The organism is Terrimicrobium sacchariphilum (assembly GCF_001613545.1).
Lineage (GTDB): Bacteria > Verrucomicrobiota > Verrucomicrobiia > Chthoniobacterales > Terrimicrobiaceae > Terrimicrobium > Terrimicrobium sacchariphilum.
The window spans coordinates 1,017,974-1,039,702 of sequence record NZ_BDCO01000002.1 but is presented as its reverse complement, the minus strand read 5'-3'; the positions used below and the strand labels follow the sequence as shown (position 1 = coordinate 1,039,702).

Below are 21,729 nucleotides of genomic sequence, written 5' to 3'. Positions count from 1 at the left end.
GCTAATGCCGCGCGGTAAAGCGCCTGGTGCGGCCGGCCATCTTCACCGCCACACGGCCGGAATGCGCCGCCGCGCCGCCGGAGGAGATCATCCCCGCCATTTCCGCCTCGGCCATCATGCGCAGGGCGTCCGCGGCGTGGCTCGACCAGTCATGCACGGGCTCGTCGCTGGCCCGGCCACCCTCGCCCTGGCTGCGCGTGTGGTAATTTGCCAGCGCATCCAGACCCGCCTCGCAGGCCGGGATGCGAAATGACATGCGCGGCATAAGCTGACGCAGGCGGTTGATGCCGACCCAGATGTCCGCCGTGCGCGGAATGATGCGGGTATTGACCAGGCCCGCCGCCGTGAGTTCGCTCTGGAAGGTCCTCCCGCTGCGCTCCGTCACCGCCGCGTCGTGCGGCAGGTAGTGGGTTCCGTAAACGTAACCCTTGGCCAGCATGCGGGAGACACGCTGCACGGGAGTGAGGTCGAGCGGCGTGTCCGCACTTGAGAGATCGACATCGACCACGCGGATCTCGCGCCCGACGAACTGCACGTACCACACGACAGTATTCAGCGGGCTCCCGAGATCCCAGAACGTATGGACAAGTCCACTCCCATCGACCGGCCCGCCGGTGATCGCACCCTGCCGCCGCAGGTTGTCCAGGAGCGGCGCGTAGATGGCCCCGTCGATCGGCGCACGGAAGCACTCGTCAAACGTGGTGGGAAACTCGCGGTACATGAAGACTCCGAGGCTCGCCCGCCGCCGTGCGTACCAGGTCTTTTGCGCGAGGTCGAACGTGCACCCGATCTCGGCCTCCTTTTCCGCAAAGTAGGCGCGCAGCTCCGGATCGATGCGCGATTCGTCGCCCGCCTCGCGGTAGGTGGGATCGTTCCACCAGGGGAAGAAGAACAAGCGCCAGTCCTGGAGTGTGCGCCGCTCCGCCGGGATGGCGAGGGCATCTTTCACCAGCGTCCAGAGGTGGCCGTTGCGCCCGCCCTTCCACGTCGTCTCGATAATTGTTACGCCATGCTCCGCCGAGGGCAGCGCCCCGGTGAGGATCTCCTCGGAACGCCCGGAATCATCCGCCTGGATCACGCCCCACTCGGAAATGTGAAGGAGCTGGTTCGTCCCGCCTCGCGCGTTTTTCCCAGCATAGATCGCGCTCACGGTATCGCCGGAGAGCGTCTGGATCTGCCACGAGCTGTCGTTGTCCCGCACGATAAGGAAGCGCTCGCGGATTGCCGTCGGCAGCGACTCAAAGGCCACCTTGCAAATGCCGCTCAGCTTTTTGCCCGCGTCATCCTGGTTGCGATCGACGATGCTGATCTGCCGCCCGGCGTGGAATATTGCCTCGTCCGCCGCATAGACATCGATGGCCGTGCTCATCCCAAGGCGCCGCGCCTTGAGAATGATGATCTTGCGATGTCCCCCGGCGAGGGCCTGAAACACTGCCTCCTGCTCGGGACGCGGCACGAAGGGGATCACCCGCCCCGTCTCGGCATCCTTGATCGAGTAGAGGTTGCGCAGCCTCCAGAGGCGGTCCTTGAGATGGTCGATCTTCATTCCGCTCCCTCCCGGCGCTCGCCCGCCGCGCGGATTCCATCTAGGAAGTCGAGCAGCGTATCGGAGGATTCGCCCTTGGGCTCGTGCTTCTCGCCGTACTTCTTCGGGGCGAGGCGGGCGATCATCCACTTCCGAGCCTCCACCCGCAGGCGAGAGCGTGATATTGCCTCCTCCCGCAGCACGATGGTTCGTAGGCCGGTTTTGGATTCTTTTTCCACAAAGTCATTCGTCCCGTCATCCGCGATGTCGAGGATCTCGTCAAAGAGCGCGTCCGCCTGGTGCTCTCGCGCCAGCACGTACTGCGCACGGAACGCCTCATCCGCCTGGAGCCAGCGATAAATGGAAGCCAGGGACGGCATCCCGGCATCCCGGCAAATCCGTCGCAGACTTTCCCCAGCCGCCAGACGTTCGCAGATCACCTCGCCGAGGGCCGCGCTTCGTCTCATCCGTTGCTTTCCCGACATATATAAGGAGAAACTATCAAATATCGATTTCGGAACCAAGCCAAAAACCCGTATCGCCCGCAAGAGGCGTACAGCTCAACGCACCTTGATCGGCGCGCGAATCACCCAGATCTCGAGAGGCTTTTCCACACCGGGGCGCTTGATCGTCACGAGTACGCGAGTCCCCGGAGACCCCCGCAGGAGCGAGGCAATATCGTCGAGAGGAAACCCCGCAATCAAGGTTCCATCAATACGCACGATCTCGTCGTTCGGCAGAAGGCCCGCGGCCTTTGCTCCGGAATCCGGCAATATCTGCATGATCCGGCATACGCCCGAGTCCTCGGAGATCGCCGCGCCGATACCCGAGAGAGGTGCGGAATACGGTGTGGCCAACGGGCTGGGCTGCGGCCGGACAAAATAGTCCTGGTCCCGGGATGGCCCAATGGCGCGGATCGCTGGAACCTCCACAGCCAGCGCGACCAGAGAAATCAGCAGGAATTTTGCCACCCGGAACATGCCAGAACAGTACACAAGACCACGCATTACGCGAAGGAAAGAAACCGCACAAACCACCCCGGAAAAGAGAGCGCACGCTGGCGGCGATGCACTCCGTCCCCTTCGCGGCCGCCTCCGTCATCGGTATTCCCCTCGATCGTGCCGAGCGTCCTCCCCGAGACGTTTTCGACGAACCCGATGTGGGATAGGCGAGGCAGAAACACCGCAATGTCTCCCGCCAGGGGCAATCGCCTCCCGTCATTCGCCCAGACCTCCACGCCATAGCGACCTCGACACCAGTCGAGGAAATACCGCACCGCCGCCTCGCGCGGGAGTGTCTTGACCTTTGGTCGCCAACCCTGCCGGGCCGCCTCCGCCAGACAATAGCAAACGAAGGCTGCGCACCAGGGTTCACGGTTTTCATTGCCCCGAGGGTAGGTCGTGTCATTCCAGAACAGCGCGATTTCCGGCCCCTTGTTGCGAGATGTCTCGCGTGCCCCGACATGGCGGGCAGCGATGTCGATCGGTGTGGGTATCAGCCTCGCCAGAGATCCGTCAATCAGCATGGGTTTCGTCGTCATTTCACCCAGGGTTGAGACATCGACCAGAGTCCCCCACAAAGCCGTACCGCCGCCCAGATGATCCGTCGATGCAACCAACCAACCCCAACCGACTGCATGGCTTCAAGGAAGAGCGCATCGCATTCCTCGCGCTTCTTTTCATGGGGTTCGCCTCCGCGCAGGGAATACAGCCAGTCGTGAAGCACCGCCGGAAATTTCGCCGGGCCGTAAGGATCGAAACCTGGAATATTCCAGAAGAGCGACGGCACAGAAGCATAGTCCGTGACAAATCCCGCTGGCACCTCGAACCGCTCACCACCCCGGGAAACATAAACTAGCGAATCAATCAGCGTCTGCCGCCCGTCCTTGTAGCTCATCCAGCGGAAACCCGGAAGAGGTTCCAGAAAACCCGTTTTCATCATTGTGCTGACTGCTCCCGCAGCGGTGACGGGAAGAAGTACGCAGCCGCGCCGAGCACCGCTCCGGCTGCCGCCGCACCCCCCACCGCCTGCCAGTTTTGCGTCGCGCCATTGGCCTGCACATACTGTACCGCCGCAGTCACGCCTCCCGTCACCACTGCCCCGATCGCCCCGGCCGCGGCTCCAAAGACCACGGCTCCGACCTTGGAAATACCTGTTTTCAATTTCATCTTTCTCACTTTCTCCGCACCTCGGCAGCAAGCTGCTCCACCGCGCGTGCTACCTGCTGCTGCGACTCCGCACTTTTTTGCAAAGCGAGCGAATTTTGCGTGATCACCTCGAGTTGCGCCTGCTTTCCGTCACGCAACTCCGCGATAAGCACCTGGCTCGTCGTCGCCCGTTCGTCCCAGACGTACCGAAGAGCCACCAACAGCGCCAACGATAACACACCCCATCCGCCCAGCTTGTAAGCCAGAAGGATAATATTAGCAAAACGGTCTCCTGCCTGCGCGGCAGCCTTGAGTTCCTCTGTCACGGTTCCACCTCCACTACTCGAAGAGCCGACAGCTCTTCCGTTGTCAGTTCCACTACACCGGGAAACAGCCCCTCCTGCCAGGCGTCAACGAGATCGCTCTGCCAGAGACACTGGAATGCAACCCGCCCGTCCGCGAGAGGAATTCCCGAAATCGTTCCATCGACCAGGCTGGCTGCGCGAATGCGGGTCCTCCCTTCATCGTCCCAAAATGCGCCGATGGTTCTGATAGATTCCGCGCCGTCCGGGACCGTCTCACCAAACCATTCCAACGCCGTGCCCAACAGTGCGCCAACCTGCATGGAGTCAAATGCCACTATTCTTTCAATTTGCTGAAAGCTCATGGCAGCCCAAGTTCCCTTCCTACGGTGGATTTATAAAGGCTTCGAAATGCCTCCGAGGTTGCCAACGTAACCGCCCGGTCAGAGAACGCGATCATCGAGATGATTCCGCTAAAACGGTTAGCCCCTGGAGCCGATGACCCGATGCGCACAGATGCGCTTGCTATGTCGGCCGTTACACCCGCCGAGGAAAAGGCCCCCACCGGGTTTGCAGCGCCGTCAATGCGACTCGCAAGAGTGTTGGCCGACCACTGGGCGACACAGTCATGGTAATGAAATCCCGTTCCGGGGGCTGTGCCCGAGGAACTCTCAACAACGCCTTCCGTGTCGAGTCGCCTGGATAACCCCACCGAATACGTCATGTTTCTGCGAGACCAGAGAGCCAGACGAACTGCGGTATTGATACCTGTCGAGAACCAAACCACTGACCGTCCCGAGTCACCACCCGACGGATCGCCATCTGAATACACTGCGCAGACCCAGCCGGCACCCTTGTTGCGAAAGAGACTGTTCGCACCGCTAACATCAATATATGAGGAAAACGGGAATGTAATACCCTGTAAGCCCCACGTCGGGCCATTTATCAGAGTCCCAGTGATTCCCGCACCCGATCCGCCAAAACACGGCAGAAACGACCCTGAGCCAATGGATTGAGTCTGTGGCATGAGGAAACATGCAAAATTCTCCCACATTCCCATCCCCTTCAGCCCGCGGGCAAAATTGTTGATCGCTGTCGAAGCAGTTGCCCCTGTGCGATCACAATAGCCTCGCACATCGGCATCCATCCTTCCAGAGGATCGCCAGGGAACAGCCATCAGTATCCCTCCTCAAGCTCAAGCACGATGCGAAATTTCAACCCAAAGGCCGTGTGCGTCGGCGCGCCCAGCGTAATCCCCGCCAAATAGAGCGTCTCACCGGTAATGGAGAACCGGATATCGCAGTCAGCCTGACCAAACCTGCAACCACCAAGGTCCTTGCTCGCAGCAACGGTAACAAACCCAACAATATTCTCGGCGTCCGCATCCGTAATGGAAGGTGCGGCATTAACTATACCCAGACTGACATCAGCCTTAAGAAAACACAGGTCCATTGTCACACCCTGGTCATCCTTATCAAGAACTCCAACCGAGAGAATACGGCCACGGATTTTTTGCACGGCATTCTGTCCTGGATTCGCATAGTTCCCGATATCGAGAATAGAGCGATCAAACAAAACGTCGCCTGCGGCATAGATACCAACATCGAGCGTCGGGATTAAATCAACAATAATGGTTCGAAAGTTCTCAATAATCATAATTGTAAAAATAGTGCAATTTTCTCAAAAAACTCGGGAATGTGAATCGGCCCGTGTATCCAAAACCTGCCGGACGCGCAGATTACTCAAGCAACATCGACTCCTTGAATGACCACACATTTTAATGACAAGCGAATGCCTGCTTTGCAAATCCTGCCACAAAATTAGGCAGATCAACAAATGCAACAACATTAAGATATAAAGTAAGAAGTTCCTCAAAAACCCCGCACGCAAAAGCCAAAGCGAAACGAAGTTCATCCAACCAAGAATCAACACATCGAAGAATACGCCACACCATCCATCCAGTGAAATACATGCAACCCGACCCCAGACACCTCAAGCTCAACAAAAGAGCAATCAGCGCTCGCGAGTTTCACAAATCCGAAATTACCCCTTAATTTCCTGCACAGTTAACACCTGCGCAAGCGATCCTCCAAACTTAGAACCATAAGTGTGAAGGCGATTCAAATAAATAACAGACGAAACAACAGGCCCAACCCTGATAGAGTAAGTTTTAACCCCTCCTCCCGGCACATCAATCATATCCAAATTCACATTAACCCCATAATCCCCGGAACCAAACGAACAGTAGGAACTAACTAAACAGTCATTTACGCCAGAACGAAAAATAGCAAAACAGGCTCCAGTTGCAGATGACGCTGAGTATGGCCCATTATATTGAACTCGAATCTTACTTGATGATAAAATCGGAGTTATTGACACAGAGATCACCTGCGTCCCATCAGAAATCTGAGGCTTCGCATTGCCGAATGGAATCTGCGCACTAAGCGTCGTTTCCGCATTACTGGATGCGCCTACCGTCTGAATAATTGCCCCTACCGGGGCGATGGCATTCCACAAACCCGATGCGCAAAGGCTGGAATCCACGAAACCGGAGCCGAACTTTCCTCGGCCTGCTGCGTCCGCCGTGAAGATTCCAGATCCGATCTTTGCCAGTGTGAGAAATGAGTCGGACATTTTCGCACGACCGGCGGAATCCGCGGACAACACGCCGTTGGCCAGCATGGTCGTAAGGATAGAGTTGTCCGGAATCCCCGCTTTCGGGGCGACCCATGCTCCCGCCGAAGTCCCGGTCGCAACCCAGATCGTGAAGTCTTCCAGTTGCACTCCCACCTGCCCGAGAAACTCTGGAACCACTGAGGTCCGATCAGAGTTCATCAGCCATGTCTTGGTTCCTTCGCCGAAGAACTGCTGGGTCAAATTCAGCCATACCGCGAGTTGCTCTGGCGTAAATGTCCTAGGCTGCGCGTCTCCACCAAATCCAATGACCGAGTTTGTCACCGTGGTCAGGGGCGATTTTTCACCATCACTCTCCCGCACCTTCAGTGCCTGGCCCAATGCCCGGGCGTTTTGCTGGCTTAGCATGGTTTGCCGATCAAGGGCCCGCTCGTGGGTTTTGGCGGGAAATTCCCCGTTCTCCTCGTAGACTGTGGACTGCACTGCCTGAACTTCGCGATAGATCGTTACTCGCGAGGTCGGCGGAACGGCTGCAACAGTCCATATCGCGCCTCCACTTTCATTGCCTGCGCCCGAGACGGAGTAGTCACTACCCTCCGCCAGCTTGATATCAGCCCCCTCGGCATCCGTCACTACGACTCGGAGATCGCCGATTTCAAAGAAATAGAACGGCACCGGATAGGCCGTCGTCGTCGTCCCGTTGCCCCAGTACTGCACACGATTTGTTTCGCTTTGTACGCTCATGGTTATAAGGAGAAATACCATAAGACTCTAAAGGATGAAAGCCGAAACATTCAGCGAACCAATCTATTTCCCAATAATCCGCTCCAAACCATGCTAGGGATGCAACACTCGCAAACATGCAAACAGCCGGCTCGGCCCTTTTGGCTCACTAAACCGAGTCGGCTTTGAACAGCATCACGAGAAACGTCCACAACCGGGCGCCCGTCTCCGCAAAGCACTCGAAAATTCGTTATGCCATCGGGCATCTCATCATTAGCGTAGGGATGAGGGAGTTGGAGCCGAACTCGCTAAGGACGGGGCATTCGTTCGATGAGGACGAGCACTTCCGCTCGCCCGGCCTTGATGCCAGCCCAAGATGCCTTCTCATCTCCTCATTTGCCACGCTACGCCTCACATCTTCGCTTTTCGCCTGGTGAGCCTGTCCTGTGGCCACCGCGTCATTTCATCGAGAGATGGAAACCGGTCAGCCTCCCCGCTCGATGAGCCTTCATGTGCGGCACTGCAATATGTTCGCTTGCCAGCTCCTTCGTGGAGCCTCCGGCACTGCGTCCATGCAGCCGCGCTCGAGTCACATATCCCATCGCTCCGGCATAACGCCTCCCTTCTCAGAACCAAGCCCCTCATTTCTTCATCTCTGCCCGGTTATTTTCTCAGCTTCCATCCTCGAGATCCTCCGACCCGGCAGCACCGCCCCTTTTCTAGCCACAAAGGACGCTTCTTTTGAAAACCCCCCTCACGCGCGCCCGCCCCCGCGCTCTTTCCGTACAACCTCCGTTGTCCCGAGTGACAATTCCCGCACAGTCTTCGCCAACACACGCAGAGTCGGTTTGGGATTGATGGCGTTACGTTGGGCTCCACTATGAAGGCCCCAGTAACTTTGGATGCCAACGAGGCGGTCGCCTCCGTCGCCTATCGTTTGAGCGAAACCATCGCCATTTATCCCATCACTCCGTCCTCCCCCATGGCCGAGTGGTGCGATGAATGGTCCAGCAAGTCCCAGCCGAACCTCTGGAACGCCATCCCGCAGCTCGTGCAGATGCAGTCCGAGGCCGGCGTGGCCGGCGCCATCCATGGCATGCTGCAGGCCGGTTCGCTCTCCACCACATTCACCGCGTCGCAGGGTCTCCTGCTCATGATCCCGAATCTCTACAAGATCGCGGGCGAGCTTCTTCCCTTTGTCCTCCACGTCACCGCGCGCACCGTCGCGGCCCACGCACTTTCCATCTTCGGCGATCACTCCGACGTCATGGCCTGCCGCCAGACCGGCGTCGCCCTGCTTTGTTCCAACTCCGTGCAGGAGGCGCAGGATCTCGCCCTCATCGCCCACGCCGCCACGCTCGCGGGCAAGGTGCCCTTCATCCACTTCTTCGACGGCTTCCGCACCTCGCATGAGATCGGCAAGATCGACGAACTCGACGACGACGTCCTCCGCCGCATGATCGACGACGAATGGATCGCCGCCTTCCGCGATCACGGCCTCAGCCCCGATCACCCGGTCATTCGCGGCACCGCGCAAAATCCCGACGTCTTCTTCCAGGCCCGCGAATCCTGCAACCCTTACTACAATCGTCTCCCCGGCGTCGTTCAGGCACTGATGGATCGTTTTGCGGACCTCACCGGCCGCGAATACGGGCTGTTCCAATACACCGGCCACCCTCATGCCGACCGCGTTATCATCGCCATGGGTTCGGGCGCGGAAACCGCCGAGGAGACGGCCCTTGCCCTGAACCAGGACGGCGAGCGCACCGGCGTTCTCAAAATCCGCCTCTTCCGCCCCTTCTCCGTGCCGGATTTCCTCGGCGCCCTGCCGCGCACCGTGCGCAGCATCGCCGTGCTCGACCGTACGAAGGAGCCCGGAGCCATCGGCGAGCCGCTTTACCAGGACGTCATCACCGCCATCGCCGAGGGCCGCGCCGCCGGCTGCTCGCCCTTTGAGGTCGAGCCCGTCGTCATCGGCGGCCGCTACGGCCTGTCGTCCAAGGAATTCACCCCAGCCATGGTCAAGGCCGTCTACGACGAGCTGAAAGCCGAGCGCCCGCGCCGCCACTTCACCATCGGCATCAACGACGACATCACCGGCACCTCGCTCGACTACGATCGCGAGTTTGATATCGAGCCCGACGACGTCTGCCGCGCCGTCTTCTTCGGCCTCGGCTCCGACGGCACCGTGGGAGCGAATAAAAACTCCATCAAGATCATTGGCGAAAAGACCGCCAATTACGCCCAGGGCTACTTCGTCTACGACTCGAAGAAATCCGGCGCCATGACCGTCTCGCACCTGCGCTTCGGCCCTCGCCCGATCGGGTCGCACTACCTCATCGGCCAGGCCAATTTCGTTGGCGTCCACCAGTTCCCGTTCTTTGAGCGCTTCGACGTCCTCGGCATCGCCGCGGAGGGCGCGACCGTGTTGATCAACACGCCCTTCTCCCCCTCCGAGACCTGGAGCCGACTCCCGCGTCTCGCCCAGGAGCAGATCCTCGAGAAGCACCTCCGCGTCTACGCCATCGACGCCGTGAAGGTCGCCGCGGAGGCCGGACTCGGCAACCGCATCAACACCATCATGCAAACCTGCTTCTTCGCCCTTTCCGGCGTCATTCCGAAGGACGAAGCGATCGCCCATATCAAGGAGGCCATCGAGCACACCTACAGCAAGAAAGGCGCTGCCATCGTTGAGAAAAACTACGCCGGTGTCGACCGCGCCCTCGCCGGTCTCGTGCCGGTTGAGATTCCTGCCAACGCGCCGCTCAACGCCCCATCTCACGCCCTCGTCCCGGAGATCGCGCCCGAGTTCATCCAGCACGTCACCGCGCCCATGATGGCCGGTCTCGGCGACGAACTCCCCGTCAGCGCCTTCCCGCCGGACGGCACCTGGCCGACTGGCACGGCGAAGTGGGAGAAACGCAACGTCGGTCTCGCCGTTCCCATCTGGAACTCCGACATCTGCATCCAGTGCAACAAGTGCGCGCTCGTCTGCCCGCACGCCTGCATCCGGCCCAAATACTACCCGTCGTCGCTCCTCGAAAGCGCGCCGGATTCCTTCCAGAGCGCGGACTTCCGTTCCCGCGACTTCAAGGACTACAAGTACACCCTCCAGGTCGCCCCGGAGGACTGCACCGGCTGCACGCTCTGCGTCCAGGTCTGCCCCGTCAAGGACAAGGCCGACCCGAAGCGCAAGGCCCTCAACATGGCCCCGCACGCCGACCACGTCGAGGCAGGCCGCAAGAACTTCGACTTCTTCCTCACCCTGCCCAACGCCGACCGTTCGCAGCTCAAGCCCGAGGTGAAGTCCAGCCAGTTCGCCGAGCCGCTCTTCGAGTTCTCCGGCGCCTGCGCCGGCTGCGGTGAGACGCCCTACATCAAGCTCCTCACCCAGCTCTACGGCGACCGCGCCGTCATTGCCAACGCCACGGGCTGCTCCTCCATCTATGGCGGCAACCTGCCCACCACCCCGTACACCACGAATAGCGAAGGCCGCGGCCCTGCCTGGTCCAACTCGCTCTTTGAGGACAATGCGGAGTACGGCCTCGGCCTGCGCTTCGCCTACGAGCAGCAGAATCAAGCCGCCCGCCAACTCCTCAGCTCCCTCGCCCCGCAGATCGGCGACGATTTCGTCAACGAGATCCTCACCGCTCCCACCGCCGGCGAGGCCGCCATCACCGCCCAGCGCGAGCGTATCGCCGCCCTCCGCGAGAGACTTCCGCGTATTGCCTCACCCGCAGCGCGCCGTCTCGAGTACCTGGCCGACTCGCTCATCCCGCGCAGCGTGTGGATCGTCGGCGGCGACGGCTGGGCGTACGACATCGGCTTCGGCGGACTCGACCACGTCATGTCCCTCGGGCTGAACATCAACATCCTCGTCCTCGACACCGAGGTCTATTCGAACACCGGCGGCCAGCAGTCCAAAGCCACCCCGCTCGGAGCCCTGGCGAAGTTTGCCTCCAACGGCAAGAACACGCCGAAGAAAGACCTCGGCATGATCGCCATGAGCTACGGCTCCGTCTACGTCGCCCGCGTCGCCTTCGGCGCCAAGGACTCGCAGACCCTCAAGGCCTTTGAGGAGGCCGAGAGCTACCCCGGCACCTCGCTCATCCTCGCCTACAGCCATTGCATCGCCCACGGGTACTCGATGAACATGGGCTTGGAGCAGCAGAAGCTCGCCGTCAATACCGGCACCTGGCCGCTCTACCGCTTCGACCCCCGTCGCGCGGAGGCTGGACAGCCCTCCTTCCAGCTCGACTGCGGCGCGCCCACCGTGCCCGTCGCCGAGTACCTGAAGAACGAGCTCCGCTTCCGCTCCAAGGGCACCGACAAAGCCCGCGCCGCCGCCATCCTGGCCGCCGCCCAGGCCGATGTCGACCGCCACTGGGATACTCTCCAGGCCATGGCCCAACACCCGAGCAAGCCCGCGCCGACCGCGCCCGCTCCCGCCGCAGCCACCCCGGCTCCCAAGCCCGAGGCCGCAGCAGAGGCTCCCAGCGCCCCGGCCGCCGCACAGCCCGGCACTCCGGCCAAGCCCAGCGAAAACGCTGCTCTCCAGACTGCCGGGAGTTAATCTCCCGGCGGTCAGCCCCCGTTCCCCCCTCAACCCCGCAATCCGCCGCACCCTAGCCCCATGCGCATCGAGATCCGATCAGTCCATCATCGAGGCAACCGAGGAAAGGAATACGTCTCGCTGAAGGCCAACGCCGACTGCGACGCCGGCGCGTACATCCTTGCCGATAGTACGTGCCGGAGCGACGGCGAGATCACCGGCTCCCTGCGCCGCACCTTCTGGCTGCCCTCCCGCCGCATTGCGAAGGGCGACTACATCCACGTCTACACCTCCTCCGGGTCCAACACGTCGTTCACCAACCGCTCCCGCACCACGACGCACATCGTCTACTGGGGCCTCCCCGACGCCATCTGGAAGGACGACACCAGCTGTGCCGTCCTCTTCGACATCGGCGCGTGGCAGTACTGCCCCGTCCAGATGCCCTCCCTCGGCGCCCCCCTCCTTACCTGACCACACAAGGCAGGTTGAGTGAAGCGAGGGAGACGGAAAGAGGCAGCCCAGAACCCTTGCCACCCAGGCAGGCAGACGCGGGTCTAGGGAGAGGGATGAGACTCCCGACTTGCTAAAGAGAACCTCCTCACCGGCTTCTCAGGCTTCAGCACCACTTCGCGCCACGGCAAGAGACACCGCACCCTCGTCAATCCGCAACCCGCCGCGGCGGGAGTCCATTACCCGGTAGCGCAGCTCTACCCTCCCGGTATCCACCTTCACCAGGGTCAATACGGTATTGACTCCTTCGCTGGCCCCGAAGTTCGCGACAAAGGAGTCGCCCGCCTGCCGGAGCACGATGCGATCGGAAAAGCCTGTGATATTTTGCTTGTCGCCCTTCACGGCAAAAACCTCGCCATCCCCGCCGAGCACCACCCGGTCACCCGATCGAGATACCTTCGCGATATGCGCCTGAAGATAATCCGCCACGGCGGCCTGATGCACACCTCGCGTCCGGGCGATCTCTTCCGAGTGAAGACTCGGCAAACACATCGCCGCCAGCAGACCAAGACAACCAAGCAAGCTTTTCATAAGTCGAAGGATCCTCAGCTGCGAGCAGTTAACACACAACTCCTCCCCGCGCAATGGCTAACCCACTCTCACCCGCCACGCATAGCTTAGCAAAAAGACCGCTCCGACAAAGCCACCACTTCGCTGACGCCGGGCTGTAAACTCATTGCCTGAGACAAAACCGGACTCGTAGCACCGAGGCGGCGGCGGCCATGCACATAGTCCTCCCTTTGTTCCCTTCGCATCCGTTTACCCGCGAACCATCTTCGCTGCCCCGGAAACGCCCGCCCCAAAACCGGGTCCGCCGACTCAACGTCGCGACCGTTGCGAAGCACTCCGCCTGCGCAGCCGCGGCATCATTTTGGGCCCCCTTTTCCTTTCTCCTCCGAAAGCCCCCTTCAGATGGCCCGAAATTTCCACCCTTGGCGAAAAACGCCCACCCGCACACCTCTCCCCGGCGAGAATTTTATTTCCCTATCCCGCAAAGGGATACGGCATCCCGCCCGCCCTGCCTCATTTGCAAAAAACTTGGCCCGCCGTATGCTGACCATACCTCGAAGGAGGAAATACCTATGCAACTGAAGGATCACATCCCTGTGGCCTACGCGCGGAGGTTGGCCCATTCCATCGGCCTCTACCTGAAGGACCGTTACGGCGCGACCAAGGTCCTGCTCTTCGGCTCTCTCACGCTGGGAGCCTACAACCCGGACTTCTCCGACATTGACGTCTACTTTGAGGGCGTCCGCGAGGAGCTCGTCGCCTCCGCCATGGCCGACTGCCGCCGAAACTTCGGCGAGCGCGACACCATCGGACGCAAGCGCATTGACTACGTCCAGGCCGAACACCTTTCACCCGAGCTCCGCGCCCGCATCAGCAAGGTCGGCGAGGAGATTTAACACCCGGAGAAGCTAACAAAGAAACTGCCACTCACCACACTCATCAAAGCGTCCCCCGCAACGGAGGGACGCCAGGACAAGGAGGTGATGCCAAAGATCGACAGACAATCAGCACAGACCAAAGCCACCGGACGGGCCCCCAAAGCCCGCCCGGTCTTTTTTTGGCCGCAATCTCGCATTGCCTCATCCGTCCGATCTCAGACAAACGCCTGGCGCAGCCATGGCTCACGGATGTCCAAGCCAGACCATAGCTCAGCGCGATCACCCAATCTCACCGGGGCAGAATACGCCATCCCCTATCCGAGCCGAGCTTGAGCGCAGATTCCCCGCTGTTTTCCCGTGCGTTCACTGCCTCGGGTCAAGCCGACTCGGGTATGGAAACACTCCGGCGCCGTCACAAAAGCTGACCCGCAAGATCTCAGCCCAGCGCCTTTCGCGCCAGGTCTGAAAACTGAACCACGGAAAACTCGCAGGCTCTTCCCGCCTCCCTGAAACGCTCGCCGGAGTCACCGCGCCCCTCAGCGCCGGTTTTCGCCCGTTCCTTTGCTTCCTTCGCTTCCTTCTGTTTCTTCCTGCCTTGTCCTTTGTGTCCTTTGCGACCTTCTGTAAAAGTTCCTGGGTTCTTACTTTGCCCAGTCGACGGAAAGGATCTGCTGCACGTCCATCTTCTGGCCTGCCTCGGGGATTCTCTCGGTCGATTCCTTCCAGGTAACACGGCACTTTTTGCCCACGAATTTCTCCGGATCGCTCACCACCGCCTCCACCGAGGCATCCGGCTTCAGGATGAAGTACGTCGCCTCCTCGCCCGTCGCGTTGTCCTTCATCACCCAGTGAAAATAATCGCCCTCGTCGATACGGAGGAATTTTCCCTCCGTAAAGCGCGTCGCACCGCTCTTTACCTCCGTCGTCTGCTCGCGGATCTCCATGACCTTCGCCGGTTCCTCGGGTGCGAGCACCTTGGAGTATTCCACGCACGACTTGATGAGCGCATACCACATCTCCCGGTAATCCTCGCCATGCATCACCGGCGCGTTTTTCTCGGTCGACAGCCATTTGACGATGCCCTCGGCATCCATGTAAAATCGCTCCTCCACCTTCGCGCCGTCCTTGGTCCATTCGCGATAGACAAAGGCCAGCTTGCCATCCGGCCCCGTGAAAAACTCATCCGACTCGCCCGGCAGTTTCGCCAGGATCTTCACCGGCACGTCGTCCGTGTCGATCCATCCCGTCAGCGCCGCGCCGTCCGGCCCTTTGGCCTTCACCTTCTTGTACGAGCCGAGGTTTTTCTCGATGGAATCGTAGACCGCCTTTTGCGCGGAGACATCCTGCGCCCAGGCCGACGCCGTCACTGCCAGGAACACCGCCACCACGGGGAGCAATCTCTTCATGCGCTCGCTTAATTCTCCCTTCTGTGGAAAAACGCAAGCCCATTTCACCGTCCGCCGCCCCGCCATGCTAACCCCTCATTTTCTCGTATCGCTAAGGAAATCGGCGCGAGGCAGATGCGAGGAAGTTTTGCGGGATGCCGCCACCGGAAACAGGGGCTGGCCCTGAAGAGGCCGCCGCGTGCGCTGCCATGGCAGATCGCAAGAATCCCTCACGGATGCCCGCGTCACACTTTATCAACGTCTTCCTAAGGATTAGGCATTCCCTCGCGACCCTCCGCCGCATCGCCACCGGCCATCGTACGCCACCGCTCCCGGACTCCCGGGCGGACAGACGCCCCTCCATCAGCGCCCGTCGCGCGTCCCTGTCGGCAACTCTCTCTTAAGAGTCTGTATACTCCGGACGGTACGCGCGACAGGCCGGACCACCCTCTCGCAGCCTGGCCGGGAAACTTAACCTCCCTCGGAAAAACCAGCTTCCGCATTAGGCTTGCGTTTTTCCAAGGATGAGAGAATTAAGCCAGTCGCATGAAGATGTTATTCCCGTGGGTGGTGCTGCTGGCCGTCATGGTCGCGCCTGCCCTCGCGCAGGACGTATCCGCACAGAAGGCACTCTACAACTCCATCGAGGAAAAGCTCGATAGCTACAAAAAGCTGACCGCCACCACCGACGACGGCATCGCGCTGAAGGGCTGGAAGAATCGCGAAGGCCGGTTCGTCAAGATCGTGAGCGAAAACAACGGCAACACTGCGGAGTTTTACCTCGGCCCCGATAACAAGGTCGCCTTCGTCTTTCTCGACTGGAACAAGGACGGCACCCACCTCGAGGAACGCATCTACTTTGCCAACAAGAGCATCGTCAAATGGCTCACCGACGGGAAGGACGCCGACCTCGACCCCGCCACGCTGAACGAGCGGTACCACGGCTTCGTCCACTTCTGCCACGACTACTCCCTGGTCCTCCTCGGCCGCAAGCCCTAGGGGAGGCGGAGGAGTTTTCAGACATTGCAGGATTGTGCCCTGCGGTGACTTCGGAAGCTGCGCCTCGTGAATTGACAAGGATTGCAAGCCTCCAAAGCGGCGACGAATAGCAACACCGACGCCTTCCATCCTTTAGGGATCAGCAAACCGGCTCTCCCAAACTCACCGCGCCCCATCACCGCCGGGTGCACCCGCTCCATTGCTTCCTTCTGTTCACTCCTTCCTGCCTTTCCTTTGTGTCCTTTGCGACCTTCTGCAAAAGCCTGTCTTCCCACCCAAAGGACCGCCAGAAATCGGCTTGCGTTTTTCCCCGGATCGGGGAAGTAAGCGGGTTGCATGAAGAGGTTTTCCCCGTTGTTGGCGGCGGTGCTCGTCGCCCTGGCCGCGCCTGCCCTCGCGCAGGACATCTCCGCCCAAAAGGCGATTTACCAGAAAGCTGAGAAGAACCTCGCCTCCTGCAAAAAAGTCTGCGGCAGCTCGGAATACGGCGACGCGCTCGTCGGCTGGGTCGATGAGGACGGCAGTCTCATCAAGGTCACGGCCAACAGTTCCGGGCGCTCCGAGGATTACTACCCCGGCCCCGACGGCAAGCTCGCCTATGTCCATCTCGACTGGGGCGACGACGACCACCGCGTGAAGGAGAGCATCTACTTCACCCCCACCGCCATCGTCAAATGGCTCGCCAATGGCGAAAACTCCGACGAGTCCCCGGAGGAACTGAAGGAAAGCTTCGCCACCTTCCAGAAGAACTTCGCGACCTACTCCCACATCCTCCTCCCCGACCAGGCCGCCGAACCCGCCAGCGCATCGCCCACAAAACCTGCCACCCAGCCTGCCGCCCAATCCGCCAGCGAATCCGCCGCCGACAGCGCGAGCGAGGAATCCGCCGGCAAGACCTTCGCCAGCGCAGGCAAGGGCGACATCAAAGGCAGCACGCTCAATGTGACCGAGGGAAAATTCCTCCGCATCGACGAGGGCGATTACTTTCACTGGGTGATGAAGGACAAAGAGACGGGCGAAGAGGTCGACTACTTCATCATCAAGCCCGACGCCAACGTGGAAGCCGTCACCGACGCCCCCGAGAAATTCGTCGGCAAAAAATGCCGCGTCACCTGGAAGGAATCCACCGAGAACCTCCCCGAGGCCGGAGGCAAACAGGACGTGCAGCAGATCCTTTCCGTAACCTGGATCAAGTAAGAACCGGGGAACTTTTACAGAAGGCCGCAAAGGACACAAAGGGAAGGCACAAAGGATAGAACAGAGCCGAGTCCGCGAGACAGGCGCAGCCAACGAAACGAAGATAGCAAAGGGACGGGCGAAAATCGGCGCTGACGGGCGCGGTGATTCCGGTGAGCGTCGCAGGGAGGCAGGAAGAGCCTGCGAGTTTCCGTGGCTCGGTTTTCAGATATTGCGCGCCGATGGGTCGTGGCACACGTCTTGACACACGTCCAAATACCGCCGCTCCGAGGCCGGAGCGGCTTACTGAAGCGACGGGCGACTCGACGCCGAGCAAGCCCGGAGCGAACCGTTTGGACGGCCAGCAGGGAAGCCTTTCGCAGGGAGAGAAGACTCCCGCCGCACGGTTCTTGAAGGCTTGATTACCGGACGGGCTGCGGTAACGAGACGTGCCGCCACAAGGAGGAGCGCCTTTCCCCTTCGTTTCCTTCTGTTTCTTCAGCCTTGTCCTTTGTGTCCTTTACGACGTTGGCTCCGCCTGTCTTGCAAGCTCGGCTCTGTAAAAATCCGTCTTTGCCGGCCCAGCGCACTGATCCGCACGCCGCGTCCCGTCACCTCCACAGAAAGCCCTCCCCTTCGCTTCCTTCGCTTCCTTCTGTTTCTCCCTGCCCTGTCCTTTGTGTGCGTCCTTCTGTTAAAAATCCGCACTTCCGCGTCCGCAACGGGTGCGCTATAGTCCCGCCCACCTACCCATGAAAAGGCTCCTGCTCCACGTTGCCGCCGTCGGTGTTACCGCCACCCTGTTTTCCTCCTGCGTCACGCAGAGCGTGATCGCCACCGCAAAAGGCACCCCCGGCCCCATGGACCCGCCCGACATGCCCCCGCGCCAGCCCCAACCCCTGGCCTACGCCCTCGTCCCCCTCGTCGTCCCCATCGACATCGTCTTCTGGCCCATCGAATACCTCTACACCCAGAACCAGACCATCTCCTCCACCCCACCCCGCAAAGGCGTGGAGTTTACGTATTAGGAAACAGGCCCTCCGAAATGCCGGAGCCCCCCGTACGCTCCGGGGTTGTGACCTCGCGAAAACCTGCTGCCAGTAAGCCATGTCCGCGACTGTCGATCTCCAGCAAATGACCGTAGCCGAAAAGCTCCGGCTCATGGAGGCATTGTGGCGCGATCTCTCCCGCGAAGACCTCGCCTCCCCCGCATGGCATGGTGAAATCCTCGCCGAACGCGACCGCCTCATCGCAGCTGGCAAGGAGCAATTCATCGACTGGGAAACCGCCAAGAAGCAGCTCCGACAAGAGCTGCCGTGACCATCTCGATCCAGCCCTCCGCGCTCAACGACCTGAAGCGCGGATAAAGGTTCTACGAGAGCCAGTCCGAAGGGCTTGGCTCGTATTTCCTCGATACCCTCTATTCCGACATCGACTCCCTGCAGCTTTACGCCGGGATACACTCGGTTCACTTCGGAAAATTCCGGCTGCTCTCCTCCCGTTTTCCCTTTGCCGTCTATTACGATATCGCTGGTGACATCGTACTCATCCGCGCCATCCTCGATCTGCGCCGCGATCCGGCTTGGATCGAACAAAAGCTGGGACGGCAAGGTCCATAGCCGTTGCATAGCCACCTCACGCACAATGTTTCCCATCAAAGAACATTGCGCCCGCATCGGTCTGGCGTACGAGGAAATCGAAACCACTGCCGTCATCTCGCCCGTGGGAAAATTCACCTCCTCCGAAATACCGCTTAACGCGGATTTCGACTTTCAGAGAGACGTCCTGCCGCTGCTCGGCGATGCCGCCGAATTCCGCATAGTACCGAGAGAGTCAAAGGGCGGACGGCGCCCGCCACTCATCCTGGCCCGAGAAGAACTCCCCACCCATTTCGCCAAGTGGCGGCCCACCGCATTTGGCACCGATGAAGATCTCTACCTCATCCCCGACCGCGACAGGCTGATGATGTACTGGTCCCACCACGACGGAATCCTCCTCTACACTTTCTGACCGTCTCGCCATGCAAGACTTCCACATTCTCAAAGCACGGTGAACCGCCTTGTCCTTCCGATGGCCTCCTCGACATACAGGATGTTTCCATCCCGCTTTAGGAACCGCCAGCTTTGCACGAGCCCGCCATCTTCGTCTCGCAGTTCCAACTCTCCGTCCTGAATCCGCCATTTGTAAACAGGACAAGTCAATTCTTTCCCTTTTGTCCCTGCGGTAACCGCAACAAACCCGCTCTTCCCGAATCGATACATCTCCTCCTGCACCGGGTCGTCGAGGGCGATCGTCAGGCCGATCACGTCACGTTTCTGCCATTTCGGCAGCGTCATTACGAAAGCCGGGATCTTCTCCAGGCATCCCTGCCGGACTTTCTCAATTCTCTGCACCACATCCGCCGGGATGCCCGCTGATTTGTCCTTCGTCAACACCTGCGCGGCGAGGGACTGAAATGTTTGCAATGCAACTACCTCCTCTTTCCCCTCCGGGCAGAGCGGCTCGGTCTTTGCGAGCTTCCTGATCACGGCGCAAGCCTTGTCGTTGAATCCGGTCAGCCACACAAACCTCTCCCATATCTTCTTTTGCGTTTCGGCATCGGGCTCCTTCGCTGACGCTTCCGCCAGCTCATCGAACCACCACCGGATGTCGATGTATAACGTGAACGCCGCAATGGAAAACTTGGCTCGGTCTGGAATGCCGCCAAAGGGGTTATTGCTCCTCATCGGGCCAAACAGCTCCTTCGTTTCCTCCACCACATCCGCAGCCTGAGCTGACAGATACGCGCCGCCCAGGAGCAAGGCCAAAAGGATCGCTTTCACTCCCGGCTTTTATTCCGTCCAACGCGAAAGTGCGATCTTTGGTTTCGATCTCCTCTCCCGACACCTTAGTTTCTGGGTCGAAGCGATTGTGATCTTCCTTCCCCTCCGCACCATTCCATGGCAGCCTCCCGGCTAAGATGAGACCTCTCCTTGCGCTAAGCCTTCTCCTCCTGCCCGCGCTGTCCGTCCATGCCCAAAGCGACCAGCCGCTTATTCACAGGTCGATATTGGCGAATGCCCCGCAGCGCACGCTCCCGGAGATGCTCCCGCCCGGCAAATACCAGCTCATCTGCTCCCCGGCTCACCCCGACCTGGAAAAATCCTTTTTGGCCCCCTGGGCCCAACCCGCTGAGGTCACCTACGAGGGGGATCTACCCAGCATCACCGTGCAGGGCCAGACCGTGCCCGTTTATTCTCGAAAGAACGACATCACCTTCACCCTCCCTCCCGCGTCGAAGGGAATGTTTGAATTTCAGACCCGCGTCTTCTCAGGGGGTTCGCCCGACAGCGCCACCACCCCCTACTTCAAAGGCCGCCTCCAGATCATTTCCGGATGGAGAGGCTCGACCGAGGAATACATCTTTTCCCTGAGAAAGCAGACGGAGGAAAAGTAGGCCCATCATGGTCGCTCCATCCCTCGACGAATTCCGTACCGCCGCCGAGCAATACTGCGCCCTCTTCACTCGCGAGGAGCCCATTGAGGCACGCGACATCTGGACGTTCCGCGATCTCCTCCTGCGGCTCATCTTTCACATCACCGCCGTGGAGAGTCATCCGCATGGCACCGACCACGACGACGACCAACCCGGGATGGAGGGGTACTACCGTGCCGTAAAGAAGCTGGAAGCCCTGCCTTTCAACCTCTACCGGGTTGTCTTTGATCCGCATGATTTCGAGGAAAAAGACGAACCCGTTACCGGAAGCCTCAGCGACGACCTAGCCGACATCTATGGCGATCTTGCCGGGAGTGTGGCCCTCGCCCAAGCAGGCCACGTCGACGACGCCTGCTTCTACTGGGCGCTGCTCTACCGCTCCCACTGGGCCCGCCACGCCGTCAGCGCCCTGGCCGCCATCGAGATTTACCGCACCGACCGATGCGAATCCACCGAATGAAAAAACGCCATCCTCGCCGCATTTTTCCTCCCGCTCCTCCCAGATCCTCAATCAAAACAAGACCGGCACGATCTCCTGCCCGACCCTCTCCATCACCGTCCTCACCATTGAGTAGCGACTGGGACGGAACAGGATTTTACAGAAGGTCGCAAAGGACACAAAGGGCTGGCCATCCGACAGGATCGCGGTGCGCCGCGACTCCCTACGCCCGCCGTGCTCGCGGAGCAGGACATACATGTTGCTTTACAGAAGGCAGCAAAAGAAACGAAGGGTTGCGCCTTTCGCTCGTGTGACGGCACGACACGGAACTCGTCGGCCCGAACTTTTTCCGATCCTTTTACAGAAAGCCACAAATGCGGCTCTCTCCGACGGACTCCCGGTGCGTTGTGCGCTCCACCCTTCGCTTCCTTTTGTTTGACTTCCCGCCTTGGCCTTTGTGTCCTTCGCGACCTT

Annotated in this window: 23 protein-coding genes; 10 read left to right on the top strand and 13 right to left on the bottom strand. The window is 60.1% G+C overall.

The annotated features are described in order from the left end of the window. Position 1: 1 nt before the first annotated feature. The 10 genes from TSACC_RS05270 to TSACC_RS05225 all read right to left on the bottom strand — a co-directional run bounded on the left by TSACC_RS05270 (position 2) and on the right by TSACC_RS05225 (position 7,352). Complete coding sequence (locus tag TSACC_RS05270; protein WP_075078342.1) at positions 2–1,546, bottom strand: terminase large subunit; 1,545 nt, start codon at positions 1,544–1,546, stop codon at positions 2–4. After that, entirely contained in the window at positions 1,543–1,992 is a 450-nt protein-coding gene (locus TSACC_RS05265; protein WP_075078341.1) for a terminase small subunit-like protein, read from the bottom strand. Before TSACC_RS05265 ends, TSACC_RS05270 begins: the two co-directional genes overlap by 4 nt. Before the next feature lie 93 nt (positions 1,993–2,085). Beyond that, positions 2,086–2,496 (bottom strand): PDZ domain-containing protein, encoded by a 411-nt coding sequence (locus tag TSACC_RS05260; protein WP_237763903.1) that lies wholly within the window; start codon positions 2,494–2,496, stop codon positions 2,086–2,088. Positions 2,497–2,531: 35 nt separating this feature from the next. Beyond that, positions 2,532–3,065 (bottom strand): CHAP domain-containing protein, encoded by a 534-nt coding sequence (locus TSACC_RS05255; protein ID WP_075078339.1) that lies wholly within the window; start codon positions 3,063–3,065, stop codon positions 2,532–2,534. Beyond that, on the bottom strand, positions 3,062–3,421 hold the full coding sequence (locus TSACC_RS05250; protein WP_237763902.1) for a DUF1353 domain-containing protein: 360 nt from the start codon (positions 3,419–3,421) through the stop codon (positions 3,062–3,064). Before TSACC_RS05250 ends, TSACC_RS05255 begins: the two co-directional genes overlap by 4 nt. A gap of 41 nt (positions 3,422–3,462) precedes the next feature. Beyond that, positions 3,463–3,693 (bottom strand): hypothetical protein, encoded by a 231-nt coding sequence (locus TSACC_RS05245; protein WP_075078337.1) that lies wholly within the window; start codon positions 3,691–3,693, stop codon positions 3,463–3,465. A gap of 5 nt (positions 3,694–3,698) precedes the next feature. Continuing rightward, on the bottom strand, positions 3,699–3,998 hold the full coding sequence (locus tag TSACC_RS05240) for a hypothetical protein (protein ID WP_075078336.1): 300 nt from the start codon (positions 3,996–3,998) through the stop codon (positions 3,699–3,701). Next, the gene (locus TSACC_RS05235) at positions 3,995–4,339 is read right to left on the bottom strand and encodes a hypothetical protein (RefSeq protein WP_075078335.1); all 345 of its coding nucleotides are present in this window, start codon (positions 4,337–4,339) and stop codon (positions 3,995–3,997) included. The genes TSACC_RS05240 and TSACC_RS05235 overlap by 4 nt, the downstream gene beginning before the upstream one ends. 811 nt (positions 4,340–5,150) lie before the next feature. After that, positions 5,151–5,630 carry a hypothetical protein gene (locus TSACC_RS05230; protein ID WP_075078334.1) on the bottom strand — a complete coding sequence of 160 codons (480 nt, stop codon included), beginning with the start codon at positions 5,628–5,630 and terminating at the stop codon, positions 5,151–5,153. A 387-nt stretch (positions 5,631–6,017) separates the two neighbouring features. Next, positions 6,018–7,352 carry a hypothetical protein gene (locus TSACC_RS05225; protein WP_153811289.1) on the bottom strand — a complete coding sequence of 445 codons (1,335 nt, stop codon included), beginning with the start codon at positions 7,350–7,352 and terminating at the stop codon, positions 6,018–6,020. Between the two features lie 859 nt (positions 7,353–8,211). Between TSACC_RS05225 and nifJ the strand changes: the two genes are divergently transcribed. Beyond that, the gene (nifJ, locus tag TSACC_RS05220) at positions 8,212–11,904 is read left to right on the top strand and encodes a pyruvate:ferredoxin (flavodoxin) oxidoreductase (protein WP_075078332.1); all 3,693 of its coding nucleotides are present in this window, start codon (positions 8,212–8,214) and stop codon (positions 11,902–11,904) included. A gap of 60 nt (positions 11,905–11,964) precedes the next feature. Next, the gene (locus TSACC_RS05215; RefSeq protein ID WP_075078331.1) at positions 11,965–12,354 is read left to right on the top strand and encodes a lamin tail domain-containing protein; all 390 of its coding nucleotides are present in this window, start codon (positions 11,965–11,967) and stop codon (positions 12,352–12,354) included. A gap of 138 nt (positions 12,355–12,492) precedes the next feature. On the opposite strand, the gene TSACC_RS05210 is transcribed toward TSACC_RS05215, so the two are convergent. Further along, entirely contained in the window at positions 12,493–12,924 is a 432-nt protein-coding gene (locus TSACC_RS05210; protein WP_153811288.1) for a hypothetical protein, read from the bottom strand. A 551-nt stretch (positions 12,925–13,475) separates the two neighbouring features. Here TSACC_RS05210 and TSACC_RS22075 point away from each other — a divergent pair. Then, positions 13,476–13,799 (top strand): nucleotidyltransferase family protein, encoded by a 324-nt coding sequence (locus TSACC_RS22075; protein WP_075078329.1) that lies wholly within the window; start codon positions 13,476–13,478, stop codon positions 13,797–13,799. Positions 13,800–14,422: 623 nt separating this feature from the next. On the opposite strand, the gene TSACC_RS05200 is transcribed toward TSACC_RS22075, so the two are convergent. Beyond that, positions 14,423–15,187, bottom strand: coding sequence for a hypothetical protein (locus tag TSACC_RS05200; RefSeq protein WP_075078328.1), 765 nt, complete (start codon positions 15,185–15,187; stop codon positions 14,423–14,425). A gap of 525 nt (positions 15,188–15,712) precedes the next feature. On the opposite strand from TSACC_RS05200, the gene TSACC_RS05195 reads away from it, so the two are divergent. The 5 genes from TSACC_RS05195 to TSACC_RS05165 all read left to right on the top strand — a co-directional run bounded on the left by TSACC_RS05195 (position 15,713) and on the right by TSACC_RS05165 (position 19,351). Continuing rightward, positions 15,713–16,165 carry a hypothetical protein gene (locus TSACC_RS05195; protein WP_075078327.1) on the top strand — a complete coding sequence of 151 codons (453 nt, stop codon included), beginning with the start codon at positions 15,713–15,715 and terminating at the stop codon, positions 16,163–16,165. A 336-nt stretch (positions 16,166–16,501) separates the two neighbouring features. Then, positions 16,502–17,362, top strand: coding sequence for a hypothetical protein (locus tag TSACC_RS05185; RefSeq protein ID WP_075078325.1), 861 nt, complete (start codon positions 16,502–16,504; stop codon positions 17,360–17,362). Between the two features lie 731 nt (positions 17,363–18,093). Further along, on the top strand, positions 18,094–18,369 hold the full coding sequence (locus TSACC_RS05180) for a hypothetical protein (protein WP_075078324.1): 276 nt from the start codon (positions 18,094–18,096) through the stop codon (positions 18,367–18,369). 79 nt (positions 18,370–18,448) lie between these two features. Then, the gene (locus tag TSACC_RS05175) at positions 18,449–18,661 is read left to right on the top strand and encodes an addiction module protein (protein ID WP_075078323.1); all 213 of its coding nucleotides are present in this window, start codon (positions 18,449–18,451) and stop codon (positions 18,659–18,661) included. A gap of 324 nt (positions 18,662–18,985) precedes the next feature. Then, positions 18,986–19,351, top strand: coding sequence for a hypothetical protein (locus tag TSACC_RS05165; RefSeq protein WP_075078322.1), 366 nt, complete (start codon positions 18,986–18,988; stop codon positions 19,349–19,351). 29 nt (positions 19,352–19,380) lie between these two features. Here the strand turns inward: TSACC_RS05165 and TSACC_RS05160 are convergent, their stop codons facing one another. Continuing rightward, the gene (locus tag TSACC_RS05160) at positions 19,381–20,163 is read right to left on the bottom strand and encodes a hypothetical protein (RefSeq protein WP_075078321.1); all 783 of its coding nucleotides are present in this window, start codon (positions 20,161–20,163) and stop codon (positions 19,381–19,383) included. 137 nt (positions 20,164–20,300) lie between these two features. Here TSACC_RS05160 and TSACC_RS05155 point away from each other — a divergent pair, with 137 nt between their 5' ends. Both TSACC_RS05155 and TSACC_RS05150 read left to right on the top strand, forming a co-directional pair. Further along, entirely contained in the window at positions 20,301–20,777 is a 477-nt protein-coding gene (locus TSACC_RS05155; RefSeq protein ID WP_153811286.1) for a hypothetical protein, read from the top strand. A 7-nt stretch (positions 20,778–20,784) separates the two neighbouring features. After that, positions 20,785–21,276, top strand: coding sequence for a DUF5063 domain-containing protein (locus tag TSACC_RS05150; RefSeq protein ID WP_075078319.1), 492 nt, complete (start codon positions 20,785–20,787; stop codon positions 21,274–21,276). Positions 21,277–21,729: the final 453 nt, after the last annotated feature.

Excerpts from the sequence above, each read along its gene's own strand:
- TSACC_RS05270 (WP_075078342.1), bottom strand. The coding sequence starts at position 1,546 with ATGAAGATCGACCATCTCAAGGACCGCCTCTGGAGGCTGCGCAACCTC.
- TSACC_RS05265 (WP_075078341.1), bottom strand. The coding sequence starts at position 1,992 with ATGAGACGAAGCGCGGCCCTCGGCGAGGTGATCTGCGAACGTCTGGCG.
- TSACC_RS05255 (WP_075078339.1), bottom strand. The coding sequence starts at position 3,065 with ATGACGACGAAACCCATGCTGATTGACGGATCTCTGGCGAGGCTGATA.
- TSACC_RS05250 (WP_237763902.1), bottom strand. The coding sequence starts at position 3,421 with ATGAGCTACAAGGACGGGCGGCAGACGCTGATTGATTCGCTAGTTTAT.
- TSACC_RS05245 (WP_075078337.1), bottom strand. The coding sequence starts at position 3,693 with ATGAAATTGAAAACAGGTATTTCCAAGGTCGGAGCCGTGGTCTTTGGA.
- TSACC_RS05235 (WP_075078335.1), bottom strand. The coding sequence starts at position 4,339 with ATGAGCTTTCAGCAAATTGAAAGAATAGTGGCATTTGACTCCATGCAG.
- TSACC_RS05230 (WP_075078334.1), bottom strand. The coding sequence starts at position 5,630 with ATGATTATTGAGAACTTTCGAACCATTATTGTTGATTTAATCCCGACG.
- TSACC_RS05225 (WP_153811289.1), bottom strand. The coding sequence starts at position 7,352 with ATGAGCGTACAAAGCGAAACAAATCGTGTGCAGTACTGGGGCAACGGG.
- nifJ (WP_075078332.1), top strand. The coding sequence starts at position 8,212 with ATGAAGGCCCCAGTAACTTTGGATGCCAACGAGGCGGTCGCCTCCGTC.
- TSACC_RS05215 (WP_075078331.1), top strand. The coding sequence starts at position 11,965 with ATGCGCATCGAGATCCGATCAGTCCATCATCGAGGCAACCGAGGAAAG.
- TSACC_RS05210 (WP_153811288.1), bottom strand. The coding sequence starts at position 12,924 with ATGAAAAGCTTGCTTGGTTGTCTTGGTCTGCTGGCGGCGATGTGTTTG.
- TSACC_RS22075 (WP_075078329.1), top strand. The coding sequence starts at position 13,476 with ATGCAACTGAAGGATCACATCCCTGTGGCCTACGCGCGGAGGTTGGCC.
- TSACC_RS05200 (WP_075078328.1), bottom strand. The coding sequence starts at position 15,187 with ATGAAGAGATTGCTCCCCGTGGTGGCGGTGTTCCTGGCAGTGACGGCG.
- TSACC_RS05195 (WP_075078327.1), top strand. The coding sequence starts at position 15,713 with ATGAAGATGTTATTCCCGTGGGTGGTGCTGCTGGCCGTCATGGTCGCG.
- TSACC_RS05185 (WP_075078325.1), top strand. The coding sequence starts at position 16,502 with ATGAAGAGGTTTTCCCCGTTGTTGGCGGCGGTGCTCGTCGCCCTGGCC.
- TSACC_RS05180 (WP_075078324.1), top strand. The coding sequence starts at position 18,094 with ATGAAAAGGCTCCTGCTCCACGTTGCCGCCGTCGGTGTTACCGCCACC.
- TSACC_RS05175 (WP_075078323.1), top strand. The coding sequence starts at position 18,449 with ATGTCCGCGACTGTCGATCTCCAGCAAATGACCGTAGCCGAAAAGCTC.
- TSACC_RS05165 (WP_075078322.1), top strand. The coding sequence starts at position 18,986 with ATGTTTCCCATCAAAGAACATTGCGCCCGCATCGGTCTGGCGTACGAG.
- TSACC_RS05155 (WP_153811286.1), top strand. The coding sequence starts at position 20,301 with ATGAGACCTCTCCTTGCGCTAAGCCTTCTCCTCCTGCCCGCGCTGTCC.
- TSACC_RS05150 (WP_075078319.1), top strand. The coding sequence starts at position 20,785 with ATGGTCGCTCCATCCCTCGACGAATTCCGTACCGCCGCCGAGCAATAC.